We start from the raw sequence: 24,442 nt of genomic DNA, 5'->3' as shown, positions 1-24,442 counted from the left end.
GGTTACCGAGTTTTGGTTAGCTGCATAGACAGTAGTGGATATAACTACGCTTCTAAATATCTTTTACTGGTCTCTTTTATATTAAACATTGCGTTTACATGAGTGTAAGCATTATGAACAATGGATTCTATTTTACCCGACCGATAGTCCTCAATGCAACACAAGACTTTTTCAAACAGGTGTTGGGAATCCCCAACTCTGAAAACATAGCCGTTTTTATCATTCTTTAAAATCTCAAGAGGAGCTTCGATATTGGGTACTATTACCGGTACTTTGGCAGCCATCGCTTCGGCGATAGTTAATCCAAAACCTTCGTAAAGAGACGGCTGAATAAGCACATCGTAGTGATTGAGAGTTTTGTACACATCCTCTTTGGGTAAAGAACCGTGAAACTGTACCGAATTCTCGATGTTTAATTCTTTAGCCAGTTCCTTTAGATAGTCGAGCGATTCACCATTGCCAATAAATGAAACGATTACAGGTACCCCCTTTTGCACCAGGAGTTGAGTCGCTTTTAAAAGCACATGCTGACCTTTTATCTTGTGCATCAGCCTACTGATTTGGATGATTTTCAATGGCTCACAACTTCGTAAACACCATTCTGTTTTAGAGACAATGTCTTTAACACGAACGCCGTTATAATTTATACAAGTATTAATGTTATAACGCTTTTCTATATCTGATTTAACCGCGTTGGAAATAGCATATGTTATATCTACATTTCGTATCTCATTACCCAATTTTCCTCCGGTATTGTGGATAGTAAGTAGAATCTTGGTGTTACTTTTTGGTAAAAAACGGGGAAACAGTTTCATACTCATTCTATTGTGCAGGTGAAGAATATCAGGTTTAATTTTCCAGAGTATGGCCCATAAACTGATTACAAAAAAGGGCAATCTGGTTGGTGGTTTTTGTTGTAAGCAAATAAATTTGACTTTTGAGTCTAATAAATCGCTGACTGCTGTGTCTATGGTAGAATGTATAACTATCAAGGTAACCTCAGCGGATTTAGATTGCTCATTGCATATATCCACTACCATATTCTCTAACCCACCGTTATTAAGCGAAAAGACCAGATGTACTACTTTTTTCATCTTTTTCCTCATACCTATTCTTTATACAGGATAATAGTATAATTGTGTATAGAAGCAGATTTGTATTCACCGCTATCGAGTTGTATCCACTGATCATAGCGATAATTAATGCAGTTGGAGCAATATGGGTTCGGTTAAAGCCGATTCTGCTTACCCAAACTAACATCATTGCACAATAGAATAAGAGACCAACAATACCGATCTCTAACAATAAGGATATCCAGGGGTTTTCTACAACGTAATCTAATCCAATGAGTTGAGAAAACATAAATTCACTTGATCGTAAGCCATGTCCCCAAAACGATTCCCGCACTAAAACTGGTAAGCTTTCAAATACAATATACCTGATTTCAGATGAATGGGTTGCATGTTCAAAGCGATGGAACAATCCATCAATAATGGGTATCTGAGAACCGTAGGAAATGATGAAAAACCCTGCTACAACCAACAATATCAACTGTCCTAATTTCTTATTCCAGAGTATATGCAGCGCGATATAACCCCCAGCAATAAGAGCAGCGGAACGTGCCCCGGTTACCAGAATGCCTATCAGTAGTAAGAAACGGGATAATGCAGGCCACCGTGTTGTGTTTGTAAAAGGTAGAAGTGGAAGTAAAAATGATGATAACATTAAGGGGTGGCCAATAGTGGAAGAAACTCTAAAAACAGTTGCTAATTCCCTGTACTCTCCAAACCATGTCAGATCCGCATAATGATCTCTGTAGATGATGTTATACCGGGTGATATATTCAACTATCGCGTAGATTGAGATCATTACACCAATGTTGACCATCAGTTTTAGATGGTTCCCTTTCAAAGTGGATACATTGGAACATATAAAGATTAAGAACAGGGAAGGTATAAAGTAATTTTCAAACAAAATGGGGATGCCGGATGTTCTGTTGTAGCTCCAGGATAAAAATAGTACATACACAATGAAGAGAAACATGAAATAATCTCTGTGCTGGAAGTACAAATTGATAGATTCGTCTCTAAGAAATACTCTTCGCATAAAAAATATAAACAGCATCACACACACCGATACAGAGTGTACAGAAAAACCGGGAACACCCGGAAGATAAATCGTTCGTGGTATCAACAATAGAATTACAATCAGGTAAGTCAAAACACTATCGAAAGTTTTGACCCTTAAAGATAAAATCACACCATAGACAAAAGAGACAATTGCCAGTAGGTCGTATAACATTACAATTTAACTCCATAGTATCTTCTAAACATATCTAATCCAAATCCTTTCAGGTTGTATACTGAATACAGTAGTACTTTTGATACAACATATTGTACTGCTTCTTTAGGGAAAGAGTAGAGTGCCTTTAGCGGCAAAGTGTATTTGTAATCAGAGCTGATAGAACGAATAGTAGTAATAAGAGTAATAGCGTCTGATCTGGTATATTGTTTGTCTCGTAAAATATTTCTTACCATTGTCCATAACAATATGCAGTATGATATATTGAGCTCAAGATAGTACTTTTTTGACAGGACACTCTTTGCGTACTCCACTACTTTTATAGATGACTTGATGGAATTAGGTGTTGTTTTGGATGTCGCCGCGTTTTCATGTGCCCGGTAATAATAAAGAGATTTACCCCTTATACTTACTACACAACCATCCGTTTGTGACATGCATGATAGCAAAAATATCAAGTCTTCTCCATGGCTTAGATCGTTTTTTAGTCTGATAGATTTAATCATTTTTGCAGGAAAAAGTAAGCCCCACATAAAGCCGGAATACTTACCTGTTAAGAGCCCTTTAATATAATCCTGGTAACTGATAGATGATGTAGAATTCATAGCATTTAAACTGTTGCAACCAGCGATAGTCTCCCGCTCCATTCTAAATTTGTATATTGCACATCTAACAGTTACACATTTACCCTCATCTGCATAACTCACCATTTCTTTAAATGTTTCTAAGGAAAGAAAATCATCAGCGTCCAGAAAAAAGATATAATCACCTTTAGCAATTTTAATTCCACTATTGCGTGCAGAGCTGACCCCTTCATTGCTTTGGTCGATTATTTTTATACGCGAATCCCTGGCCTGGTACTCTTTTAATATGTTCAGAGAATCATCACCCGAACCGTCATTTACAGTAATGATTTCAAGGTTTCTGTATGATTGGTGTGTAACAGAATTCAGACACTCATGTAGAAAACCCCGGGCATTATAGACGGGTATAATTACGGAGATTAGTGGTTGTTGCATAACTCATCCATCTTATCTGCGGGAATAATTTTCTCGTTTAATGCTGCAGCAAGAAAATGGGCAGACTCTTCCCTAAACTGATCAAGTTTAGAGTTAACTGTTTTGTAGTCGATTGGCCTGCGTACTATCATTTCCACCTTCTCTGTATCAAACGAACTGATCATTCTTCCCGTTATCCCCAACATCTTTAGCAGGCTTTGAGCTCTGGTTATACCCCTTTGTTCATTACCGTAATAGATAAATTCCTTGTTAAACATGATTGCAAAGCAGATACAGTGAAAAGAATCGGTAACGACAATCGTACTGTTATGAATTGCATTTAGCCACTGTGAAACGGGTATATACTCTCTTAGTCGTTTTGATACCTTTTTATGATAGATATTTTTGGTGCAACAACTATATTTTTTCCCCAAAAAGGAGAGTAAGTTTAGGAAGTCCTGGGATCGATCAAGCTTATAATACACAATCCCATCATAATCATTTGTGGTATGCTCTTTAAGAACTGTTTTCTTAAAAAAGTCCGCGCCTATCAAAAGAGTGGGGTCAAGCACGTGCTGTGCCTTTATAGTAAAAACGTCCTTACATATCTCTACACCTGAATCCTCCCGTACCGAAACCGAATCAAATTTCTGTAATAAGTGCCCAACTTTAGTTGTAAGAGCAGTGTCGCTAAACTCTTCCCACCGACTGACCCCAAAGCTTGCCGCATAGGCAATTTTTCTAACTGGTGAACCAACGAAAGGCAAAAAGTAGGCCATCGCCACCGTTTTGGTGTATTTGGGTCTCCAGACCTGATCACTGCCCACTACAATTGCATCATACGTGAAAGTGTGTTTGTCCAAATCCTGCATCGTATAGAAAGTGTGGTCTGTTAGCGCAAGATACTTGTCCCTAAATTCCTGAAATACGCGTTGGCCCCGCACATTGTAGGCCATTCCCAACAACACTTTAACCTGCTTTTTGAATCTGTCGTAGAGTTGTCGCCAAATACTTTCATCTGTTAGGGGTATGATAAGATCAATATGCTCAGAAGAGTATCCTAACCTGTTTACACACTCCTGAATGGCAACAGCCTGTAAAACAGCACCGTAATTACTATTGGAGGAATGCATGTTTAGTATGCCTACTGATTTATTTTTCATGTGTATATTCACTTCGATGAAATGAGTCTTATAAATTTTCTATGTATTCTCTTGTATATAGTATTTTTGCACAATCTTGTAACTGACTTAAATACTAATGAATCATCACCCGATCTGGTTAGTTGTGAATTCTTGTATTTTCTCCTGAACGCAGCAAACCTACTACTATCATCTATACTATCAAAGTTTCTCGTTTGTGGTACCGGCACTTTTGTTTGAGTGCGGAAAAGTTGTACACTCTTCCCCCTTTTGTTGATCAAAGCCGGCTTTTGGCTTTTAATAATTTCATTTACCCCTATAGGCTCAAAACCCCAGGATTGGGTAAAAAGTTGGGTTATTTCACTATTTCTACCTATTACCAAACTATGACCCCTGTAATCAGTACTGTATGGGGGTAACCATGCATCCATAAAGCTTGCATCAGCACACTCAGCAAATACATCATCACAAAAATAGCAGCTCTTTTGTTTAAAAAAATCATTACACCATACGGTATTGACCCCTTCAGACCACAATTTGCGCAAAGTCGTCCCATCGTTGGTTTCAATTTCAAAAGCATAATCGGAGCTTGGGCGATCTGCGACCTTTTTGCGATAGGTTACTTTAGTTACACTTTCAACCGGTACGCCAAATTGTGTAATCAGATACTCGGTATACTTCTGGGTTTTACTCTGTCCGCACACTAACCCAAGTGTGTACACGATCGTTTTTCTGAGAGTGGGATCCTGGATACGAGCAAGCTCAACAGCCTTAATTACACACGGCAGTCCAACCAATACGTATCGTTTCTCCTCCTTTTTTACCACCGAAAGCACCTCACTCAACTCAACAGGATAATAGGCCGATTTAGCACAGCGTTCGATACCCTCTACCGAGTTTATCACAGTGTATTTAAACAGCTTACGGGGATCATTATGAGGCTCAACAGTGATTATACCGTCAATCATTTCGTTACTAAGCATTGCTTTGAGCAAATAGGAGAGTGCCCCCCCGGAAGCACCATTGATTCTCGTTTTATCATCTGCATACCCCACAAAGGTATCGGTAAAAAATCCGGTCTCAGGGGTATGCCTGAAAGCGGCATTGTTCCTGAATTTATGTTCACCAATAAAATCTTCGTTATGGTTTTCAAAATAGAACGGGCAAACCGATACACAACGACCACAGGCGGTACACTCTCCGCCGTTTTTCAATTGGGGGGTATACTGACCTGCGGGGGTTTGTGAAATTATGATCAGGTTCTTAGGGCATTGCGAGGCACAAACACCACATCCAACACAAAAGCCGCGCTGTACAACAGTCTGTAGTAATGATCGAAAATCAGCCATTGTTGCCCCTGGCTTTAATTAAGTTTATCAGATAATTTCTCTCTGAACCCTTCAGTATAATAAACAACGCGCAGCATCCGGAAAGCAGAGGAATATAAAACATGTTTATATGCATAGAAGTAACTTCGAATTGTGTGTTAATTAAAAAAGCACCAGCCCCTGTTAGTAAAAAAAGAATAGCACAGTTGAGGAGGACATTTTTGCAGTACGACTTGACAGGCAAGTCAGCTGTTTTTTTCAAAATTGGTAAGCGCGCGAAAAGCGCGATTACCGCGATTATAATGTTAACAAAATATACAGTTTCGGGTGGCATGCCATTATTTAACAGAATATAGGAAACTGGTAGGTTTAACAGCAGTAATCCACCAACCGTACTCTGGTATAGAATGATTTTTCCGGTAGCTCTTGATAACGTAATCAGGGAAAATGAAACCGCTTCGACCAACGTAACAATTATTACTAAACGAGTGAAGGTGATCGCTAAAGGGGGTACTTCATTTAACCAGAAGGTAAGAATTAGATCGGTTTCAAGAAGCAGGGGAATGGTTACGATAAAGAGCAGACCAAAGCAAATCTTAGATGCCTGAAAAACTAAAGTAAAACACTTTTCTTTATAGCCGGTAGAATAGTTTTTGATAATTTGTGGGTTAGTAGTTTTGATAATTATCTGGGCCATAGTAGTTAATTGATGTTTTACCTGCCCCGCAATACCATAGGCAGCATTGGCAACCGGGCCGAAAAATATATTCAATATAATGGGAACACCTTGTACTTTCAAACTATGAGAGATCTCCCCAATGAGTCCCCAGCTCGCAAAACTTAATAAATCGAAGTATAATTTTGTTTCGGCTACACGAACCAACTTACAGCTCCTGATTTTCATTTTAGTCACCGTGTAAATTGCAATAACCTCCACAATAGCCACACAACATATCAGAAAGGAGAATGTTTTTAAACTATCGGAACCGACCAGTGGCAGTGCAAGGGCTGCTACCAATTTACCGAAAGTAGGAATGAGTGTTGTAAACGCCAGTGTGCCCATCACCTCAAAAGCATTCAGCATCGCCTGAGCCGGTACGGTAATGACTTTTAAGGCAAACGAAATCAAAACAAAGTGAAACACCCATGACGCTGCATCCTGTCGCTCGGGTGGAATATTAAGAAAGTTTTCAAGGAACCATCGCCCAATGGTTACACCTAAAATGAAAATCGCTGCTGCAAATAACAGGTGGATAACAACCGACGCGCTGAAAACTCTCGATGTCTCCCGATCATCGCCCTGACCGATGGCAACGGTGAGATAGCGCTGCACTGAACCGGCCATAGAGCCGCTGATTATTGCAAATAAAAGCACCAATCCACCTAAAAGGGAATAGATCCCGTAATCCACCACCCCTAAGTTGGTTATGACAAGACGTGAAGTATATAACCCCGTGATAACGGTAATCACCAAAGCTATGTACATAAAAGCGGTGTTTTTGAGTATGCGGTCTGTAGGTCTCATAGTGTTTCGTGTTACCGATAACTACTTTCGGGTTTTCTTACGTTTTTTCTCAAAACAGTAGGGAAAAGCATAACAAGTGGTGCGTAAAATGCTGAAGCAAAAAAACTAAATGCACTGTTCAACTTTCTGCATCCCACCAGCACATGGCCCTATTTCCTCTGCTTAGACAGTGTTATTTAAAATGTTGCGTTATGAATTCAGAATCAGGTAGCAACTTTCTTACCGGGCGAAAACAGCAATTTCAATAATCGGAATTAAACGTATTCAGTCAATATATATTAAAGTAAACAGTGTGTAAAAGCAAAAATTGTGCTAATGAGGAATTTGGGGTTTGGGGTTAAGTTTCGGTACAGGCGTTTTTAGGAAGGATTTTTATGGGAAAAAGGATTTTTAGATTTTTATGGGGCTAAAGGCGATAGATTGGGTCACCCCCGGGCGTCAATGGTAAAAGCGTGATGGGACCCGTTTGGGGGGACCCCTGGGCTATAATCGAGGGGAGGAGAAAGAAAATTTGGAATTTGGAATTTGGAATTTGGAATGAAGGAGTGAAGGAGTGAAGGATGTATCCACACCTCAGCTGGGTATTATGGACAATGCACTTAATCAGTTCCTCGAGCGTAGCCGAGAGGCGTAACGGTTCTAAAATAAAACCACAGATTGCTCAGGTATCCCAAAAACCTTCATGCCTTAGTAAATTCAAGATCGCCCCAGAAAACCGCCCCGGGTAGGAAACCCGGGGCTAATATAAATAACCCCCTTTGGGGGTATTCTATCGATGTCCCGAATGTTTGTTTTTGGGCAGGATGTAACAATGCCACGATTTTAATGATTTTATCACACAGCAATTCTCGCTGCCTTATCCAAAGCTTGTGAGTGTAGATATAATAACCTGAAAGGTTTTGTTATAGTAGCCCAGGGTTTCTTCTACCCTGGGCTTTGAGGTATTACATCGACGTGCCGGGCGTTGCTGTTGGCAAATAAACCAAAAACATCCCTGCCTTAAAGACAGGCCGGGAATGCCTCTATCATAACCTGCAAGGTTTTCCTCTATCAGCGAAGGGTTTCCTACCCTGGCTGGACCATGCCTTATAGAGACCAGGCCTTAAAAGACCTGGCTATAAATGGACTGCCCTTACAGGGCAGGGACTCCAGAGCAGTGATATCATTTTAGGCATTGTGGTAATCTCTTGCAGTTGGTTTTAAAGGGGAGGGGCTCATCCCGGCCGTTGGCCTGAGCAGTTCCCCGAGCATGCCCCGAGCGTGCGTCGAAGGGCGGAGTCGAGAGCTGTTCCCCGAGCATGCACATAAGCAGTTCCTCGAGGGGAGCCGAGAGGCGACTTTCCAAAAAAAGCCCCCCTTAACTCCCTGAAATTAAAAGTAACTACACCCATCACCTCCAGAACTTTACCAACTCTAAAAACGCAATTGTTCACAAGATCGGTTGCCAAGGAAGATCTGCTCTCATTTGCGATCACCAAAAAAAAGTTATCAACTAATCAATTTTTTACTGTTAATTACTGGGTGATAATTACTATATTGGAATACTAAAATTTAAATTGTTGGGATTTTTCTCTATTATTAAGAAAATTCTTTAGCTGGTAGTAATCTGTATCTGGCTTCCATTGTTTTACAAGTCTACGATAATACCATGTATATACGGTATTTACAATAAAGTAGAAAAGAGCTGAAGTGTTAAGTTTTTCAGACTAATAAAAACCAGAAAAGTGGCTTCCTGTCGATTAGAAGCCACAATTTCTGGTCAAGGGGCGATTCATCTGAAAAAACCTACAGGAATAGTACTATGAAAACAATGCACCGTCAAGTCTTACTTGATAGTTTTAAACTCGCTGATGTTTTCCTTCTCGTCGCGGCATTTATCGGTGCTGATATACTGGTAAATCCTCCCTATACACTTGCAAGAATTACCGAAATGGTTTCGCCCCGTATCTCCGCGCTTAACAGTTTTTTAGGGATACTGATGCTTCTGAGCTGGCATCTTATCTTTCTTACTTTCGGGGCCTACAATACCAAACGCTTTACCGCGCTTATTGAAGAAGCGTTTCTTATGTTAAAATGTGTGCTGTTTTGCACCGCTACCATAGTTTTTCTGGACTTCTACCGCCCTCTGGATCTGGTGAACCTTCCCTTTGTACACTTCTTCTTTTGGCTCAGCCTGCTCTCTCTTATGACTTTTCGGGTGTTACTGCGTCACGCGCTGGGCCTTTTACGTGCAAAGGGGCGCAATGTGCGTTATATCCTCATTGCCGGTACAGGAGAGCGCGCACTCTCCTTCTACAATTATATAGACAATAACCCTGAACTTGGTTACCGTGTCCTTGGTTTTGTGGATTCATCATGGCACGGCCCAAAAGATCCCAAAAGTGGTTTACCGGAAATAGTGTGTGATTTTGACTCCTTTTCATCATATATAAGGAAAAATGTAGTTGATGAAGTGGTGGTGTGTCTTCCTATCAAAACCTACTATCAGCAAATTACTACTATTATGGATACCGCTCAGGAGCAGGGGATACTTCTGAGAATGTCCACCGATCTTTTTAAACTCAAGCAGGCCAAAACAAAGGTTGAGCACATGGGGGAGAGCCCTCTTATCACCGTTGTAACCGGGGGAATGTACACACGAATGGTGTTGTTAAAGTCGATCATCGATTTTTTATCCGCGCTTATTCTCATTTTTATCCTCTCTCCGCTGATTGTCGCCACCATGATAGCGGTAAAGCTTACCAGTAAGGGCCCGGTGTTTTTCCTCCAGCCCAGGGTGGGAATGAACAAACGAATTTTCAATGTGGTGAAATTTCGCACCATGGGTACCGACGCGGAGAAGAAACTTGATGACCTTTCGCATCTTAATGAGCGCAAGGATGGTGCGGCGTTTAAGATAACAAATGACCCCCGGGTCACCCCCATAGGTAAGATTTTAAGGAAGTTTAGCATAGATGAGCTGCCGCAGCTTTTTAATGTGTTAAGGGGTGATATGTCACTGGTGGGGCCACGTCCCCTTCCCATAAGAGATTATGAGGGCTTTGATAAGGACTGGCAGCGAAGGCGTTTTTCGGTGAAGCCAGGGATTACCTGTATCTGGCAGGTCTCGGGAAGAGACAATATCACCTTTGATCAGTGGATGGAGATGGATATGGAGTACATAGACCAGTGGTCTTTGTGGCTTGATATGAAGATTCTCTTTAAAACCGTACCGGTGAGCATTTTTGGTGTAGGCGCTTCATGATGAGAAAAAACGCGGCTAATCTGAAACAGTGCTACAGTAAATAAATACTAAAAGAAAGGCTGTAAATACAGATGAGAATTAAGGGATTGCCATACAGCGCGTTTAGCATGCTTCTTTTGCTACAATTGAGTGTTGTTGCTCAGTTAACCCCTTTCACTCCACGGTATTCAGAGGTTGAACTGGTGCCCGTTACTATTCATGGGGCAGGCGTGAAAGCCGGAACCTACTATGTTCCACCCGCGTTACGGGTTTACGACATAATCTCACGGGCTTCGGTGAATGAAACTCCTGACCTCAGGGTTATTAACAGCCGTGCTGTACAGGTGAAAAAACATGGCGAAACCCAGGTGGTCGATCTGTTGAAGTTTCTAAATGATGGTGATTATTCTCATAATCCCTTCATAAACGCTGGCATGAGTGTGCGTCTCGATTTCGCCGTTGATTTTGCCGATGTACAGGGAGAGGTAAGAGGATATCTTACCGGACGGGTTCCCATCGCTGAGGGTGAGACAGTTAAAGAGTTTCTCTCACTCTTTACCTTTACCGCGGACGCGGATTCTTCGGCCATTGTGCTTCACCGTGATGGAAAAGAGAAGCGCGCCTATACCCTCGATGAGCTCGCTGATATGCCAATTAAGAATAAAGACTTTATCTCTGTTTTGCCCAAAGAAAACGTACCCCGTCACTCGGTCGCGCGGGTAAGTGGTGAAGCTGCAAGGCCGGGGCTCTATCCCATCACGCATGGTCAAACACCACTTTCTGTTATTATGGAAAAAGCAGGGGGGGCTTCGCCGAGAGGGGATATCAACCGCGCCTACCTGATTCGCAAGGGAAAGGTAAACAAACAGCCCGCGGAAGCGTTTCTCGCGGGGCAAACAAATGTACGGCCAGAAGTAACAGGCGGCTTTCACTATCTGGCTGCGTCAAAAGACTATGCCGTAATCCCCATCTCCAGAAAACAAACACCCCTTGAAGACGGTGATGAGATCGTTATACCGCCCGTTGAGGTAAATGTGTATGTAAGCGGAAGTGTCCGCATGCCGGGGGCCTACCCCTATAGAAGTGGAAAAGACGCGGGTTACTATATACAACAGGCCGGCGGATTTACCAGAACCGCCGACAGGAGAAATGTAAAAACAATCACCCCATTTACCGATGATGCCTACTCCATAAGCGAGCCAACATGCCTCGCCGCGGGGGATATCATTATGGTCCCCGAAGCTGAGGAAGACAAATGGATCAGACGGTGGTCACCGATTATAAGCGCCGCGGCGACTGTGGTTTCGACTGTGGCGATTATCGTGGGGATGAGGAATTAATTGGTAATTACTAATGACCAATTACCAATTACTAATTGTAAGAAACGTGGTACTAAGTAGTAAGTAAGGTACAGTTCGTCGAGCGGAGCCGAGACGCGCCGCTGGTCGTCGCGGTACCAGTACTGACGTCTCGGTAGATGTAGGCGCACCGCTTGTCGTTGCGCTCCCGGAATCGTCTGGGTCGATGTAGACGCGCCGCTGGTCGCCGCGTCTCGGTACCAGTACTGACGTCTCGGTAGATTGTAGGCGCACCGCTTGTCGTTGCGCTCCCGGAATCGTCTGGGTCGATGTAGACGCGCCGCTGGTCGCCGCGTCTCGGTACCAGTACTGACGTCTCGGTAGATTGTAGGCGCACCGCTGGTCGCCGCGTCTCGGTACCAGTACTGACGTCTCGGTAGATGTAGGCGCGCCGCTTGTCGTTGCGCTCCCGGAATCGTCTCGGTAGATGTAGGCGCACCGCTTGTCGTTGCGCTCCCGGAATCGTCTGGGTCGATGTAGACGCGCCGCTGGTCGCCGCGTCTCGGTACCAGTACTGACGTCTCGGTAGATGTAGGCGCGCCGCTTGTCGTTGCGCTCCCGGAATCGTCTGGGTCGATGTAGACGCGCCGCTGGTCGCCGCGTCTCGGTACCAGTACTGACGTCTCGGTAGATGTAGGCGCACCGCTTGTCGTTGCGCTCCCGGAATCGTCTCGGTAGATGTAGGCGCGCCGCTTGTCGTTGCGCTCCCGGAATCGTCTGGGTCGATGTAAACGCACCGCATATCGCCGCGCTCCGGAACTAGGGAACAGAAGACAGAGAACTACGCAGGAATAAAAGCTGTCCTGAAACGACAAGGTATATATACAGGTGCTATAACGTTATCTCCTATACGCATTATTTAAGAGGAGGCGGGGATTCCAGTTATTCGGAAACAGGTAGCATTGGTTGGGCGAACGGCAGTGAGCCCTAAGGGGAAATTTGGGGATGCAAATCCGCCCCAATCACTGGCTCATGAGTGCTTTCGCCGGTCTTTTTCCCGGGGCCAATTGTCTGAGTCCGCGAGTTTTGGCCCTCCCCGGCGAAAGTGCGAATAAGAGAGCCAGTGTGGGGCTCTAAGGCGTTCTTTGCCTACTTTCTTTGGCCTTGGAAAGAAAGTGGGTCGCCGAAGGCCCTTCGAGCCGCCGCCCTGGGCGGCGAGCTAGTTCAAATCTTAAAAAAAATGAACAGTACTAACAGGCTGTTCACCGACTGCCTAACTGAATGGGAAGTTAGGAAACAAAAAACGTAAACAGGAACAAGAATTAAGAACACGTCAATAGAAAACGAGTTAGGAATCAGATGCCTCTTTCATAATTCCTGCTCACAGCTCAAAGCTCAAAGCTCAAAGCGTAAAAGGAAACACACATGGAATTTATCGATTACTGGAATGTTATCGTACGTCGTAAATGGGTTATAGCGGCCTCGTTCTTTGTTATCGTCGCTGCCGCGGCGACCTACGTCCTGCTTGCGGATCCCGTCTACGAATCACAGTGCAAAATTCTGTTGGTTGAAGACAGAGCCGGAGGAGGCGGATTTGGTGATATGGGCCTCGAAAACATAATGATGCAAAGCATTGGTAGATCCGATCCTATCCTCACTCAGATTGAGATCATCAAAACCAGACCTATAATAGAAGAGGTAATAAGGCGCTGTGATGTACGGGACGAAGAGGGGAAGCTGGCTGCCTATAGCTCCTTTTTAGGAAAATTTAGTTTCGAGCATATACGCCAGACAAACATCGTAAAAATCAGCGCCAGGGATACCGATCCCCAACGGGCCGCGCTTTACGCAAACACTTTGGCGGAAGTCTTCTCTGAGCAGAGCCAGCATCTAAACCAGGAGAATGTTCGTTCCGCGAAGGAGTTTATCGAATCGCAGCTTATAGTACAAAAAGAGAAGGTTGAAGAGGCTGAAAATGCCCTGATGGAGTTTAAAACAGGATCCCATACTGTGGCTCTTGACCAGGAGACCAGTATACGGGTGAGCGCGATGGCTGAGCTTGAAGCAGAGCGCATACGCCTCGAATCTGAGCTCAGGGGACTGGAAGCGCAAAGGGAAGAAGTGGAAAAGCGACTCTCGGCTGTCGGTTCTCAGGCTGCCCCACACTACACATCATTTGCAAACACAAGAGAGCAGATAAATATAAATGAGACAAGCTTAACTGCCCGGTTAAGAGCAATAAACGCACAACTTAACCGCCAGCATCAAAGCATGAAAGACCTTCCCCCTCTGGAGATACAGCTTGCGCGACTAATACGCAATGAGCGTATAATGAATGAGATCTATACCAATCTTTTATCACAATTTGAGGAGTATAAGATACGTGAAGCCGCGCAGGTGGCAAGTATTAAACTGATTGAGCCTGCGGTGCCCGGCGAGAATCCCGTTCTACCGCAAAAGAAGCGGGGGGTTGCTGCTGCCGCGCTGGCAGGATTGTTCTTTGGTATTGGACTATCCTTCTTTTATGAGTATGTAAAGGATAAACCCTACAATATAGGAGAGATAAAAAAGATCCTCCAGACCAATTCGCTGGGAGCGGTGCCCTATATTGGAAAAAAGGTGAATATCTTTATGAAAGATGAGCCTCACTCTCTCTCTGCTGAAGCGCTACGATTGGTGTACACAAACCTGAAGTTTAAAAATGTCCTGACAGAAGAAAATTCATCTATTATGATCTCCAGTGCCCAGCCAGGTGAAGGGAAAACAACGTTAACCGCAAATCTGGCCTATTTTATTGCGGATATGGGCAAGAAAACAGCACTGGTTAGTTTGGATCTGCGAAGGCCTGCACTGGACAAGATATTCTCTACCCGGTTTAAAAAGGGAATAAGTGATTACCTTATAGGTGAAGCAGATTTGGATGAGATCGCATGGACACCAGAGTATGCATCAAATTTGACTATTTTCCCCAGTGTACGGGTGCCGCCAAACCCGGCGGAACTTATCGCGTCACCAAAGATGCTCTACTTTATTGAGGAACTGAAAGAAACCTATGATGTGGTACTCTTTGATACTCCACCAATCACCATGGTGGCAGAAACGCTCTATCTTGCACAGGGTATGAAAGGAGTGGTACTCGTTGCCGACTATGCAGGAACATCACGGAGAGGACTACGCCATATGCAGGAAATGCTCAGTGATAAGAATCTGCCGGTACTCGGTGTAATTATTAATAAGGTTAACAAAAACGCGGGTTTCAAATACGGGTACTATAGTTACAGTAAAAAAGCCTGAAAAGGGAAATTATGAACATGGAACAAACATATCAGGTCACACCTGTATGGCCGGCAAGAAAAGAGGTGTTTGGGATACCGGTTACCCCTACCTCTTATAAAGAAGCCACCGATTGCATTATAGATGCTGCTATCGCTTCTGTTTCTGCGTGTATCGATTTTATGCCGGTACATGGTCTTATGACCGCGGTTGAAGATCCACGATTTGATGAAGCCATAAAAAAGAAATTTGATATGGTGTGTCCCGATGGCCAACCGGTACGCTGGGCGTTAAATAAAATGCACAAAGCCCGGTTAAAGGACCGGGTCTATGGGCCTACACTTACCCTGCGTCTGCTTAAAAGGGCTGAAGAGGAAAACATACCGGTCTATTTTTACGGTTCTACTGAACCTGTTCTCCAGAAGCTTAAGAACAACTTATTGGAAAAGTACCCTATGCTTATTATCTCCGGAATGGAATCTCCACCATTCAGGGCTTTAACTGATCAGGAGAACGCGGAGACCGCGGAGCGTATAAACAGTAGTGGAGCAAAGATACTGTTTATTGGTCTGGGGTGCCCCAAGCAGGAACTTTGGGCCGCGTCACAGAAAGGTAAGATCACTATGCCCATGCTTTGTGTGGGAGCGGCATTTGACTTTCACGCTGGTACGGTGAAACAAGCGCCTGCCTGGATGCAGAAACGAGGGCTGGAGTGGTTGTACAGGTTGTGTAAAGAGCCTGGAAGGTTATGGAAACGATATTGCCTGACAAATACACGTTTTTTAGCTGCTTATATTCGCAGTCAGGTTTAAATCAAACTAGGTAAAAAGTACCTGAGGAGATATGAAATGAGATTGTTATTCTTGATGCAGGGTACCGAAACAAAAGATCATTGTGGTCACCATGATGCTTTCCAAAAAATGCAACAGGAAGGTATTCTTGAACACTACTCAGTTATTCCCTTTTATGGATTTGCACGGGAACATGGTTGGGACGCTTTTTACAATAAAGTTATTGATGTATGCCGAAAAGAAAATATTACTATCGTTTATTTTCAATATTTTCATGGAAAGAGTATAGCTTCACCTGTAAATTGTATAAATGAATTAAGGAGGTTGAAAGAACCACCTTTAATAGTTACCAGTGCCGGGGATCCATTTTCCGGTAATTGGAGGCCTCCCTATTATCCAAAAAGTTTTCAAGTTGCATCAAGAATGGCAGATTTGACATTTTCTACTCAAATGGGAAAGTGTGCTGACAAGATGGTTGGTTGGGGTGCTAAAAATGTCATTCTTATGCCACACTCAATGTGTCAGGTAAGGTTCAAACCATCGAATCAGGTAAAAGCGAGAAATGATTTCGATGTGGTATTTATAGGTAGTGCAATCAAGGTAAGAAATATAGTTAGCAATTATTATTATAGCGCTAAAAAAAGATTTAACATGGTAAAACAAATGGACAAGCGTTATGGTAAGAGGTTTGGGTTATTTGGGCATAATTGGAATGGAATGAGGAGTTGGCAAGGGCCTATTTCTTTTGATAAGCAGTACGATACTTGCCAGAGAGGTAGATTAATTTTTGGTGGTTTTCCACACTCCGTAGCAGATTACTATACCTCTAATCGTCCATTTATTGCTGCTGGTAGTGGTGTACCTCTTGTTGATTTATATGTTCCAGGAGTAGAAAAAATTTTAAGGAACGATGAGCACTGGTACTTGGTTACCGAAGAAAACATTCTGAAAAAAATTGATGAGTTACTTGATACTGACCCAGAAGCTTTGAGAGAAAAAGCTCAAAATACAAGGGGCTATATACTTGAAAAGCATACAAATTATGAAAGAATGAAGAACATGCTCAAAATATGTAAGGAGTATGTTACTACAAAAAATCAGCAGAGTTTTAAACCATCTTTGGATTACTTACTGCCTGAGATAGATAAGAACAGGGAAATAAAATACGCGACAAGATTGCTGGTAAAGTAACAAAATGAATCTTGCACATAAAACTATACATAGTTTAAAGTGGAGCTATTTGGCGACAGGTATTAAAGCCTTTGCTAATATTGGTTTTGCTGCTGTGATGGCCAGGCTCTTGGGGCCGGAAGCGTTTGGTTTAGTGGCAATGGCTAATGTTGTGCTTAGATTTGGTTATTATTTCGCACAGATGGGAGTTAATTCTGCTGTTGTCCAAAAACCTGAACTGAGTTTCAAAGAAAAAAGAGCTGCTTTTACCATTAGTAGTGTACTTGGCTTATTAGTGGCATCTATCTTTTTTATAACAGCTCCTTTAGCAGCTATAGTTTTCAAAGAGTATGCAATTGTTCCTATTGTACGAGTTATGTCGCTTAACTTTCTTTTGACCGCTTTTGCAATGCCCTCTGAAGGTCTTTTAAGGCGTGATATGCGTTTTAAAGCTATTTCACAAGTGGAAGTGTTATCATATATAGTAGGTTATGGTGCTGTCGGTGTGTTTTGTGCCCTGCAGGGTATGGGTGTTTGGTCGCTGGTTATTGCTTCCATAACACAAAGATTGATTAATGCCGTAGCTTTTTCAATACTGGCGAAACTATGCGTACTACCGGTTTTTAAGTGGAAATATTATAGTGCACTACTTGGGTATGGTAGTCGCGTATCGATCATTAGTTTTTTGGAATTTATTAGTTCTTCAGCAGACACCTTTTTCATTGGACGTTTTCTTGGTAGCGTTTCACTTGGTTTTTATAACCGTGCCCGCACACTTGTCGAGTTGCCGCTGTACCACCTGTCTCACAGTTTATCCCGTGTGCTTTTTCCTGCATTCAGCAGAAAGAATGCTGCAAGCGGTGAATTTGCTGACTCTTTTTTAAAAGTTAACTATCTCTTAATTATTGCTATTTTGCCACTATGCTTAGGGATGAGTGCAGGGGCGGAAGAGATTGTACTTACTGTTCTTGGTTCAGAATGGGTTCCTGTAATTACTCCTGTAAGAATTCTCTCCATTGCGATGTTATTTAATTTTTCTTCCCACATTTTTGGGGTTGCATTTGAGGCTGGCGCAAAACTTAATACCAAAATTGTTCTGCAAAGTTCCTATTCTGTAGTATTAACCCTTGCGCTATGGTTTGTTGTTCCATACGGTATAAATGCTGTATTGTTGGTCTTTTTACTTTGTAACTGTATAAGATGGTTAGGATACGTTTTTTTATCTAAACAAATTTTTGGGGAAAAAGCAAAAATTATTTTTTACCAATATTTTATTGCTACTGCACCATCAATACTGATTATGTTTGGTTTAGTAGCTATCTCAGGAGCAGCAAACCACTTCGTAATAAACAGCTTATTTACTTTAATGGTACAGATAGCGTGGGGTGCAATTGTAATGGTACTTTTTATCATTTATGGGCCAGCAGATATTTTGCGGGTAGAAATAAAAAAGGTCTTAATGAACTTAGGGCTGAAAGAAACAAACCAGATTATAAGACTATTTACATAGTTTAGGTAGAAACGACCGAATATTTAGGTTATAATAGATGCTGATTGTAAATGAGAAGAAATATTTAATCTATACATTATTTATATTAAGTTAAAACTATAAAATGTAATAATTGTTTTGCATTTCCTAAACTTGTTATTGGAAGACTATATTAAATGGGTTTACTATTGACGCTTTCTGCCATTTGGCTGATACTATCATTGATTTTTTCTATAGAGAAGAAAAAACCACAGTTTAAATTAGGAATGCTAGTTTTTGTTGTTTTATACTATTTAGCTCATTTTAGCATAGCAATTCCTATTATTCATAACTTATCGTTAGCTGGTGCCTTCAGAATGGGACACTATCTTTTCTTTTTATTGTTGTTAGGGGTGTATATTTGCTTCTTTATAGTAAACAAAAATAAAATAAAGGAAAACAAAATATTTTTGTATATGAACCAGATCTTGGTATTGTACTGTGTTGCTTCTACAATATGGAGTTATGATGCAAATAGAACTTTTATTAGTGGTATTAGTCTTGTTATATTGTTAAATACTACGATTGCAATATTGTCCTTATTAACTCTGAGGCAAAACCTAAAAGTTTTAAATTTTATATTATTAGGAATAGCACTAACAAGCTATATTGCTTTTATTTACGGAGGAAATTTTTATTTAGATGATGGAAGATTCAATAGTATTTTCTCGCATCCCAATTTTTTTGGTCCTTTAATGGCATTTGGATTATTATTGAATTACTACTATTTATTTGAAAAAAAGACTAAAATTATATTGTACTTGTCCCTCGTAGCATACATACACTTGTTAATTTTAGGACATTCTGCAACTTCTATCATAATTAGTGTTACTGTTCTTGCAATAATGTTAATAAGCAAGTATTTATCTGTTTTCCTTAATAATTTTGAAAAAAGAACTGTTCTGTTGGTTTTTCCTGCAATTACGTTTCTGATTCCTCTTATTTTCTTTGTAATTATTTCAAATGTCATACCTTATACTTTTGAACTAGTTGAAAGAGACTTTTCACTTACAGGCAGAGTACCTTTCTGGTCTTTCCTTGTGAACTATAGCAGAAGCATACACAATTGGATCTTTGGGTATGGTTACAATGGTTTTTTCAACCCACATTCTCTTGAAAGTTTGTCCTATTCAATGGTACATAGATATGGTTTTCCACGTGCTTTTACCGGACAGGCACATAATGGTTTTATTCGTGTATTTATAGAACTTGGTTTTATCGGTTTACTACTATTGGTTACAGTACTTATTACTACGTATATGAAAATAATAACTTTACTTTTTAAGGAGCCCAATAATGATGTGTTTTTTTTACACGCATTGTGGTGGTTTATTGTTTTAGCTAACATGACTGAAGATAGATTCTTCTCTACCAATATATTTTGGGTGTTGTTTTTGGTGTTATGCTTTTATACTCAAAAACTACATAGTACTAGTAAAAAAAAATATATACCGTTTAATACAGAATAGAGATTACTATATGAAAAAAAGAGTTTCAATACTGCTCACCTGTCATAACAGAAAAAAAAATACACTGGCGTGTTTAGAAAGAGTACATACAATTGAAACCGATCAAATCGTATTGAAAGACGTTTATCTTGTTGATGATGGTTCTACGGATGGGACCGCACAAGCTGTAAGTGAACAGTATCCCGACGTAGCTATAATTAAAGGCAACGGCTCTTTATTTTGGAACAAAGGTATGCACCTGGCATTTAAGGAGGCTGCCAAGAGAGATTATGATTTTTATCTTTGGCTTAATGATGATACACTACTGTACGACAATGCATTAGATGTTTTAATTGAGGCATGGAAAAAAAATCAAAATGAGGCCTGTATAGTTTCTGGCACCACATGTGATCCTGAAGAAAAAAATAAAACTACCTATGGAGGTATGAGAAGAAAAAAAGGCATTCATCCTTTTAAATTTGAACTGGTTGAGCCTAATGAAACTATACAGCATGTAGATACTATCAATGGAAATATAGTGCTGGTGCCAAGAAGTGTTTATAAAAAAATTGGTAATTTGACCAAAAGTTTTCCACATGCTTTTGGCGATATGGATTATGCATTTAGAGCAAAAAAGGCCGGGTGTTCAGTAATTATTGCTCAAGGTTATTTAGGGGAATGCAGCAGGAATAGTTCGGTTGGAACCTGGAAAGACGTTACATTACCATTTAAAATTAGAATAAAAAAGATGTTGTCGTCAAAAGGGCTACCTTTTAAAGATTGGATGTTGTTTTCTTTTAGGCATGGTGGTATGCTATGGCCTGTATGGTCCTTTACACCATATTTGAAGGTTATATACAACAGTATATTATATAAAAAAAAAATTTGAAAAGAATTATAACAGGGAGCGATTCATATTAATTTCTCTGAAAGGTATTTGGAATGATACAAGCAGCATTTTTACATAAAAACTAACAAGTAAAGGACAAAATGTGAATAAAAAAATTGCCTATATTATTTTGGCACATAATGATCCTAAGCAATTAAAAAGATTAATTGAAGCTTTAAATTACAGAGAAGAAAATGATTTTTTTATACATATAGACCAGAAAAGTGACATTGACCTTTTTAAAGTATTATTTGAAGATATAAAAAATGTGTATTTTGTTGAGAAAAGAGCATTCATACAATGGGCTGCATTTTCACAAATTCTAGCATTGAAGGAGTTATTAAAGTGTGTTGTAGAATCTGAAAATCATTATAACCGAGTAGTATGTTTAAGCGGGTTAGATTACCCTATATTTTCCAATGAAAAAATACTATCTGAATTTGAGGCAGACCCAAAGAAAGAATTTATTATGGGGATGAATCTTACAAAATGTAACACTCTGGCACAAAGGGAACGTTTTACTGTTTACCACTTTTTTAGAAGCATAAAAATAAGAAATAGAAATATTAAGAGATTATTTAGTGGGACATCAAAAATAATAATGCGCAAGTTACCTTTTAGAAAAGAACCTCAGGTAAAGTTAGGTAATACAAAATGTGATATTTATATGGGCTCCGACTGGTGGGGTATCACTTATGAATGTGCAAGGCATGTTTACCATAGGCTATGCACTGAACATGAATTATTACGATATTTTAAAACTGCATTTGCTCCAAGGGAAATGTGTGTTCAAACTATTGTTTTTAACTCAAAATATGGTAAAAACGCCATTCACTATGATGATGTTGAATACAACGGTCTCTCAAGATTAACCCCACTACATTTTATTATATACAAAGATGAAATTAAGGTATATAATGAAACACATTACGATTTATTACTGAACTCTGGAAAAATGTTTTTTAGAAAAGCTAAATCAGGTCAATCAGAAACATTAATTAAAATGATTGAAAAACAACGCATATTAGAAGATTGAAACTTAGCAGAAAAAGTAGCAAGAGTGTGCATGTAGTACGTCTTTTACAATTTTTGATTAAAATAAAAGATAAGTGAATGCAAAAAAATCACTTTGTTTCCAAATGTTCTTATAGGCACAACGCTGGTACAATATCAATAGGCAATATATTAGAAGAAGGATTATTAGTGTTAGAAAAAAAGCTAAGAAAAAGAAAGAAAACTGTAGTAATCATTCAACGAGTGTTAACTCATTACAGAATACCGTTTGTTGAAAATCTAAAATGTAAGTTATATTCAGAAAATATTAAGCTGGTATTTGTTTATGGCCAAACTAAAGCTAAAGAAAGAGAGAGAAATGATACTGTAGAGTTAAAATGGTGCAAAAAGATCAAAAATCTGTACTTGCCCTTTGGTTTTGTTTGGCAACCAGCACTAAAGAAAATCTACGGTGCTGATCTCATTATAGTAGAGCAGGCACACAAATTACTTCTCAATTATGTATTGTTTTTATTGAGACCCTTATTCAAATACAAAATAGCTTTTTGGGGCCACGGTTATTGCCATCAGCAGAGTAAAACATCTTTTTCTAATAGGATCAAAAGGCGTTTGTTAAAGAAGCCTGATTGGTGGTTTGCATATACAGCTACAGTAGCCGATTGGGTTATTGGAAATGGGGTGAAGAAAGATACTGTAACCAATGTTCAAAATGCTATTGATACTAAAACACTTAAAGAATATAGATCTAATATAAGTAGCTGTGATATTGGGAAATTGAAAAAGAAGATGAAAATACCACCCGATGCGTTCATAGGTATTTTTTGTGGAGGTATGTATAAGGAAAAAGAACTTCGATTTTTAGTCAACGCTTCTAAAAAAGTTGTTGAAAGCATCCCAGAATTCCAGTTGCTTTTAATTGGGAATGGTCCCGATTCTGTTATTGCTAAAGAAGCTGCAAAAAACAAGAGTTATATACATTACTTAGGTGCAAAGTTTGGCAAAGAAAAGGTGCTGTATTTTGCTGCCTCAGACCTGTTTTTATTACCTGGCCTTGTTGGACTTGCAGTTTTAGATAGCTTTGCACTTGGCCTTCCTATGGTGACTACCGATTATCCATATCATAGTCCCGAAATTTCTTATTTAAAACACGGGCATAACGGTATTATTACGCGGTTTGATATACAATCTTTTTCAAACGCAATAGTTGATTTGTTAAATGATACGGCAAAGAGAAAGCGCATAACCAGGAATGCAATCTATGATGGAAAGAAATACACCATTGAAGCTATGACTGAAAATTTTGCTAGTGGTATTATAAAGGCTTTAGATAAAAATGAAAATATTGTTACTACACAATAGGTATACGCAAGTTGGTGGAGAAGATACTGTATTTGATAATGAATGCGGGTTATTAGAGGATAATGGGTACACTATACAAAAGCTTATATTCAAGAACAAAAAAACAAAAAACTTGCTTTTACAAGTACTGCTTTTTTGGGATACCCTTTTTTCATTCTCATCCTTCTTTAAAGTACTTAGAGTAATACGCAAATTTAGACCCGACATAATACACGTACATAATATTTTCTACACTGCATCTCCCTCTGTGCTATGGGCAGCCCGTATATGCAATGTCCCGGTAGTTATGACATTACATAACTTTAGACTACTTTGCCCCGGGGCGCTCTTTTTAAGAGATGGTAAGATATGTGAAAAATGCAGACATAAGAAGTTCCCCATAGATGGTGTTCGGCATAGGTGTTTTAAAGGCTTTGCCCCCTCCCTTGCATTGGCTGTTACATTATGCCTACACAAACTCATAAATACATGGAATACCACGGTTGAGCGTTATATCTGTTTAAATGAGTTTGCGGCTACTACATTTAAAAATTCATCACTGAAGGTCACAGAAGAAAAAATAGTAGTAAAACCCAACTGGACGCATAACCAGTACCAGACAAACAATATAGGCAAACAGGAGCATTTTCTCTTTGTAGGACGCTTGAGTCACGAGAAGGGCGTACCTTTTTTGCTAAAAGCGTTTGAAAAAATCGGCAAAAAACTATGGATTGCGGGGAGTGGGCCATTGAACGAAAAAATGAAGAATCTTCCTTCAAATATTGTGTACCTCGGTGCTTTGGAAAAAGGTGAGGTAGTGCAGCAAATGGCAAAAGCCAAAGCCGTTTTACTTCCTTCGTGTTGGTATGAGATGTTCCCCATGATAATCATAGAGGCTTTTTCGGTTGGTACTCCCATTATTGCTACAAGAATAGGGGGATTACCAGGCATCATCAACCATGGAACTAATGGATTACTATTTGAAAAAGGTAATGAAAAAGATTTACTTGAAAAAGTTTTAAGTTTAGATGATTGTGCTTTTTATAATCGACTCTGTTGCAATGCACAAAAAACCTTTAAAGCTAAATATACTGATACTGTGGCTATTGATAATCTCTTTCAGATATATAAGCCATTTATGAAGGAAACCGTCATACCTGCAAAAGTTTGTTAGTA

17 protein-coding genes are annotated in these 24,442 nt (G+C 40.2%); 11 read left to right on the top strand and 6 right to left on the bottom strand.

The features are described from left to right. Positions 1-44: 44 nt before the first annotated feature. Genes QA601_06435 through QA601_06410 form a run of 6 tightly spaced genes read right to left on the bottom strand, consistent with a single transcriptional unit; the run spans position 45 to position 7,294 of the window. Complete coding sequence (locus QA601_06435) at positions 45-1,094, bottom strand: glycosyltransferase (protein MDG5814704.1); 1,050 nt, start codon at positions 1,092-1,094, stop codon at positions 45-47. Next, positions 1,060-2,301 (bottom strand): hypothetical protein, encoded by a 1,242-nt coding sequence (locus QA601_06430; GenBank protein ID MDG5814703.1) that lies wholly within the window; start codon positions 2,299-2,301, stop codon positions 1,060-1,062. Before QA601_06430 ends, QA601_06435 begins: the two co-directional genes overlap by 35 nt. Further along, positions 2,301-3,320 (bottom strand): glycosyltransferase family 2 protein, encoded by a 1,020-nt coding sequence (locus tag QA601_06425; GenBank protein ID MDG5814702.1) that lies wholly within the window; start codon positions 3,318-3,320, stop codon positions 2,301-2,303. The genes QA601_06430 and QA601_06425 overlap by 1 nt, the downstream gene beginning before the upstream one ends. Next, complete coding sequence (locus QA601_06420; protein ID MDG5814701.1) at positions 3,305-4,462, bottom strand: polysaccharide pyruvyl transferase family protein; 1,158 nt, start codon at positions 4,460-4,462, stop codon at positions 3,305-3,307. The genes QA601_06425 and QA601_06420 overlap by 16 nt, the downstream gene beginning before the upstream one ends. Positions 4,463-4,470: 8 nt before the next feature. Continuing rightward, positions 4,471-5,790: a Coenzyme F420 hydrogenase/dehydrogenase, beta subunit C-terminal domain gene (locus QA601_06415; protein MDG5814700.1), complete on the bottom strand. Its 1,320-nt coding sequence runs from the start codon at positions 5,788-5,790 to the stop codon at positions 4,471-4,473. Continuing rightward, the gene (locus tag QA601_06410; protein MDG5814699.1) at positions 5,783-7,294 is read right to left on the bottom strand and encodes a hypothetical protein; all 1,512 of its coding nucleotides are present in this window, start codon (positions 7,292-7,294) and stop codon (positions 5,783-5,785) included. Before QA601_06410 ends, QA601_06415 begins: the two co-directional genes overlap by 8 nt. A 1,801-nt stretch (positions 7,295-9,095) precedes the next feature. Between QA601_06410 and QA601_06405 the strand changes: the two genes are divergently transcribed. From QA601_06405 to QA601_06355, 11 genes are all read left to right on the top strand, one after another. Then, positions 9,096-10,538: a sugar transferase gene (locus QA601_06405; GenBank protein MDG5814698.1), complete on the top strand. Its 1,443-nt coding sequence runs from the start codon at positions 9,096-9,098 to the stop codon at positions 10,536-10,538. Between the two features lie 71 nt (positions 10,539-10,609). Beyond that, complete coding sequence (locus QA601_06400) at positions 10,610-11,857, top strand: SLBB domain-containing protein (GenBank protein ID MDG5814697.1); 1,248 nt, start codon at positions 10,610-10,612, stop codon at positions 11,855-11,857. Positions 11,858-13,240: 1,383 nt separating this feature from the next. After that, positions 13,241-15,109, top strand: a complete 1,869-nt coding sequence (locus tag QA601_06395; GenBank protein MDG5814696.1) for a polysaccharide biosynthesis tyrosine autokinase — start codon at positions 13,241-13,243, stop codon at positions 15,107-15,109. Positions 15,110-15,126: 17 nt separating this feature from the next. After that, on the top strand, positions 15,127-15,900 hold the full coding sequence (locus QA601_06390) for a WecB/TagA/CpsF family glycosyltransferase (protein ID MDG5814695.1): 774 nt from the start codon (positions 15,127-15,129) through the stop codon (positions 15,898-15,900). A 36-nt stretch (positions 15,901-15,936) separates the two neighbouring features. Continuing rightward, positions 15,937-17,070, top strand: coding sequence for a glycosyltransferase (locus QA601_06385; GenBank protein ID MDG5814694.1), 1,134 nt, complete (start codon positions 15,937-15,939; stop codon positions 17,068-17,070). Between the two features lie 4 nt (positions 17,071-17,074). Then, a complete protein-coding gene (locus QA601_06380; protein MDG5814693.1) occupies positions 17,075-18,559 on the top strand; it encodes a lipopolysaccharide biosynthesis protein in 1,485 nt (494 codons plus the stop codon). 155 nt (positions 18,560-18,714) lie between these two features. Then, the gene (locus QA601_06375; protein ID MDG5814692.1) at positions 18,715-20,046 is read left to right on the top strand and encodes an O-antigen ligase family protein; all 1,332 of its coding nucleotides are present in this window, start codon (positions 18,715-18,717) and stop codon (positions 20,044-20,046) included. A gap of 10 nt (positions 20,047-20,056) precedes the next feature. Next, positions 20,057-20,914, top strand: coding sequence for a glycosyltransferase family 2 protein (locus tag QA601_06370; protein ID MDG5814691.1), 858 nt, complete (start codon positions 20,057-20,059; stop codon positions 20,912-20,914). A 103-nt stretch (positions 20,915-21,017) separates the two neighbouring features. Then, positions 21,018-21,950, top strand: a complete 933-nt coding sequence (locus tag QA601_06365) for a beta-1,6-N-acetylglucosaminyltransferase (protein ID MDG5814690.1) — start codon at positions 21,018-21,020, stop codon at positions 21,948-21,950. 77 nt (positions 21,951-22,027) lie between these two features. Beyond that, positions 22,028-23,287: a glycosyltransferase family 4 protein gene (locus QA601_06360; GenBank protein ID MDG5814689.1), complete on the top strand. Its 1,260-nt coding sequence runs from the start codon at positions 22,028-22,030 to the stop codon at positions 23,285-23,287. Then, positions 23,262-24,440 (top strand): glycosyltransferase family 4 protein, encoded by a 1,179-nt coding sequence (locus QA601_06355; protein MDG5814688.1) that lies wholly within the window; start codon positions 23,262-23,264, stop codon positions 24,438-24,440. Before QA601_06360 ends, QA601_06355 begins: the two co-directional genes overlap by 26 nt. The last annotated feature ends 2 nt before the right edge of the window (positions 24,441-24,442 follow it).

It is taken from the genome of Chitinispirillales bacterium ANBcel5 (assembly GCA_029688955.1).
GTDB classification, from domain to species: domain Bacteria; phylum Fibrobacterota; class Chitinivibrionia; order Chitinivibrionales; family Chitinispirillaceae; genus Cellulosispirillum; species Cellulosispirillum alkaliphilum.
Note: the sequence above shows the minus strand (reverse complement) of the source record. Positions and strands in the feature narration are given on the sequence as shown.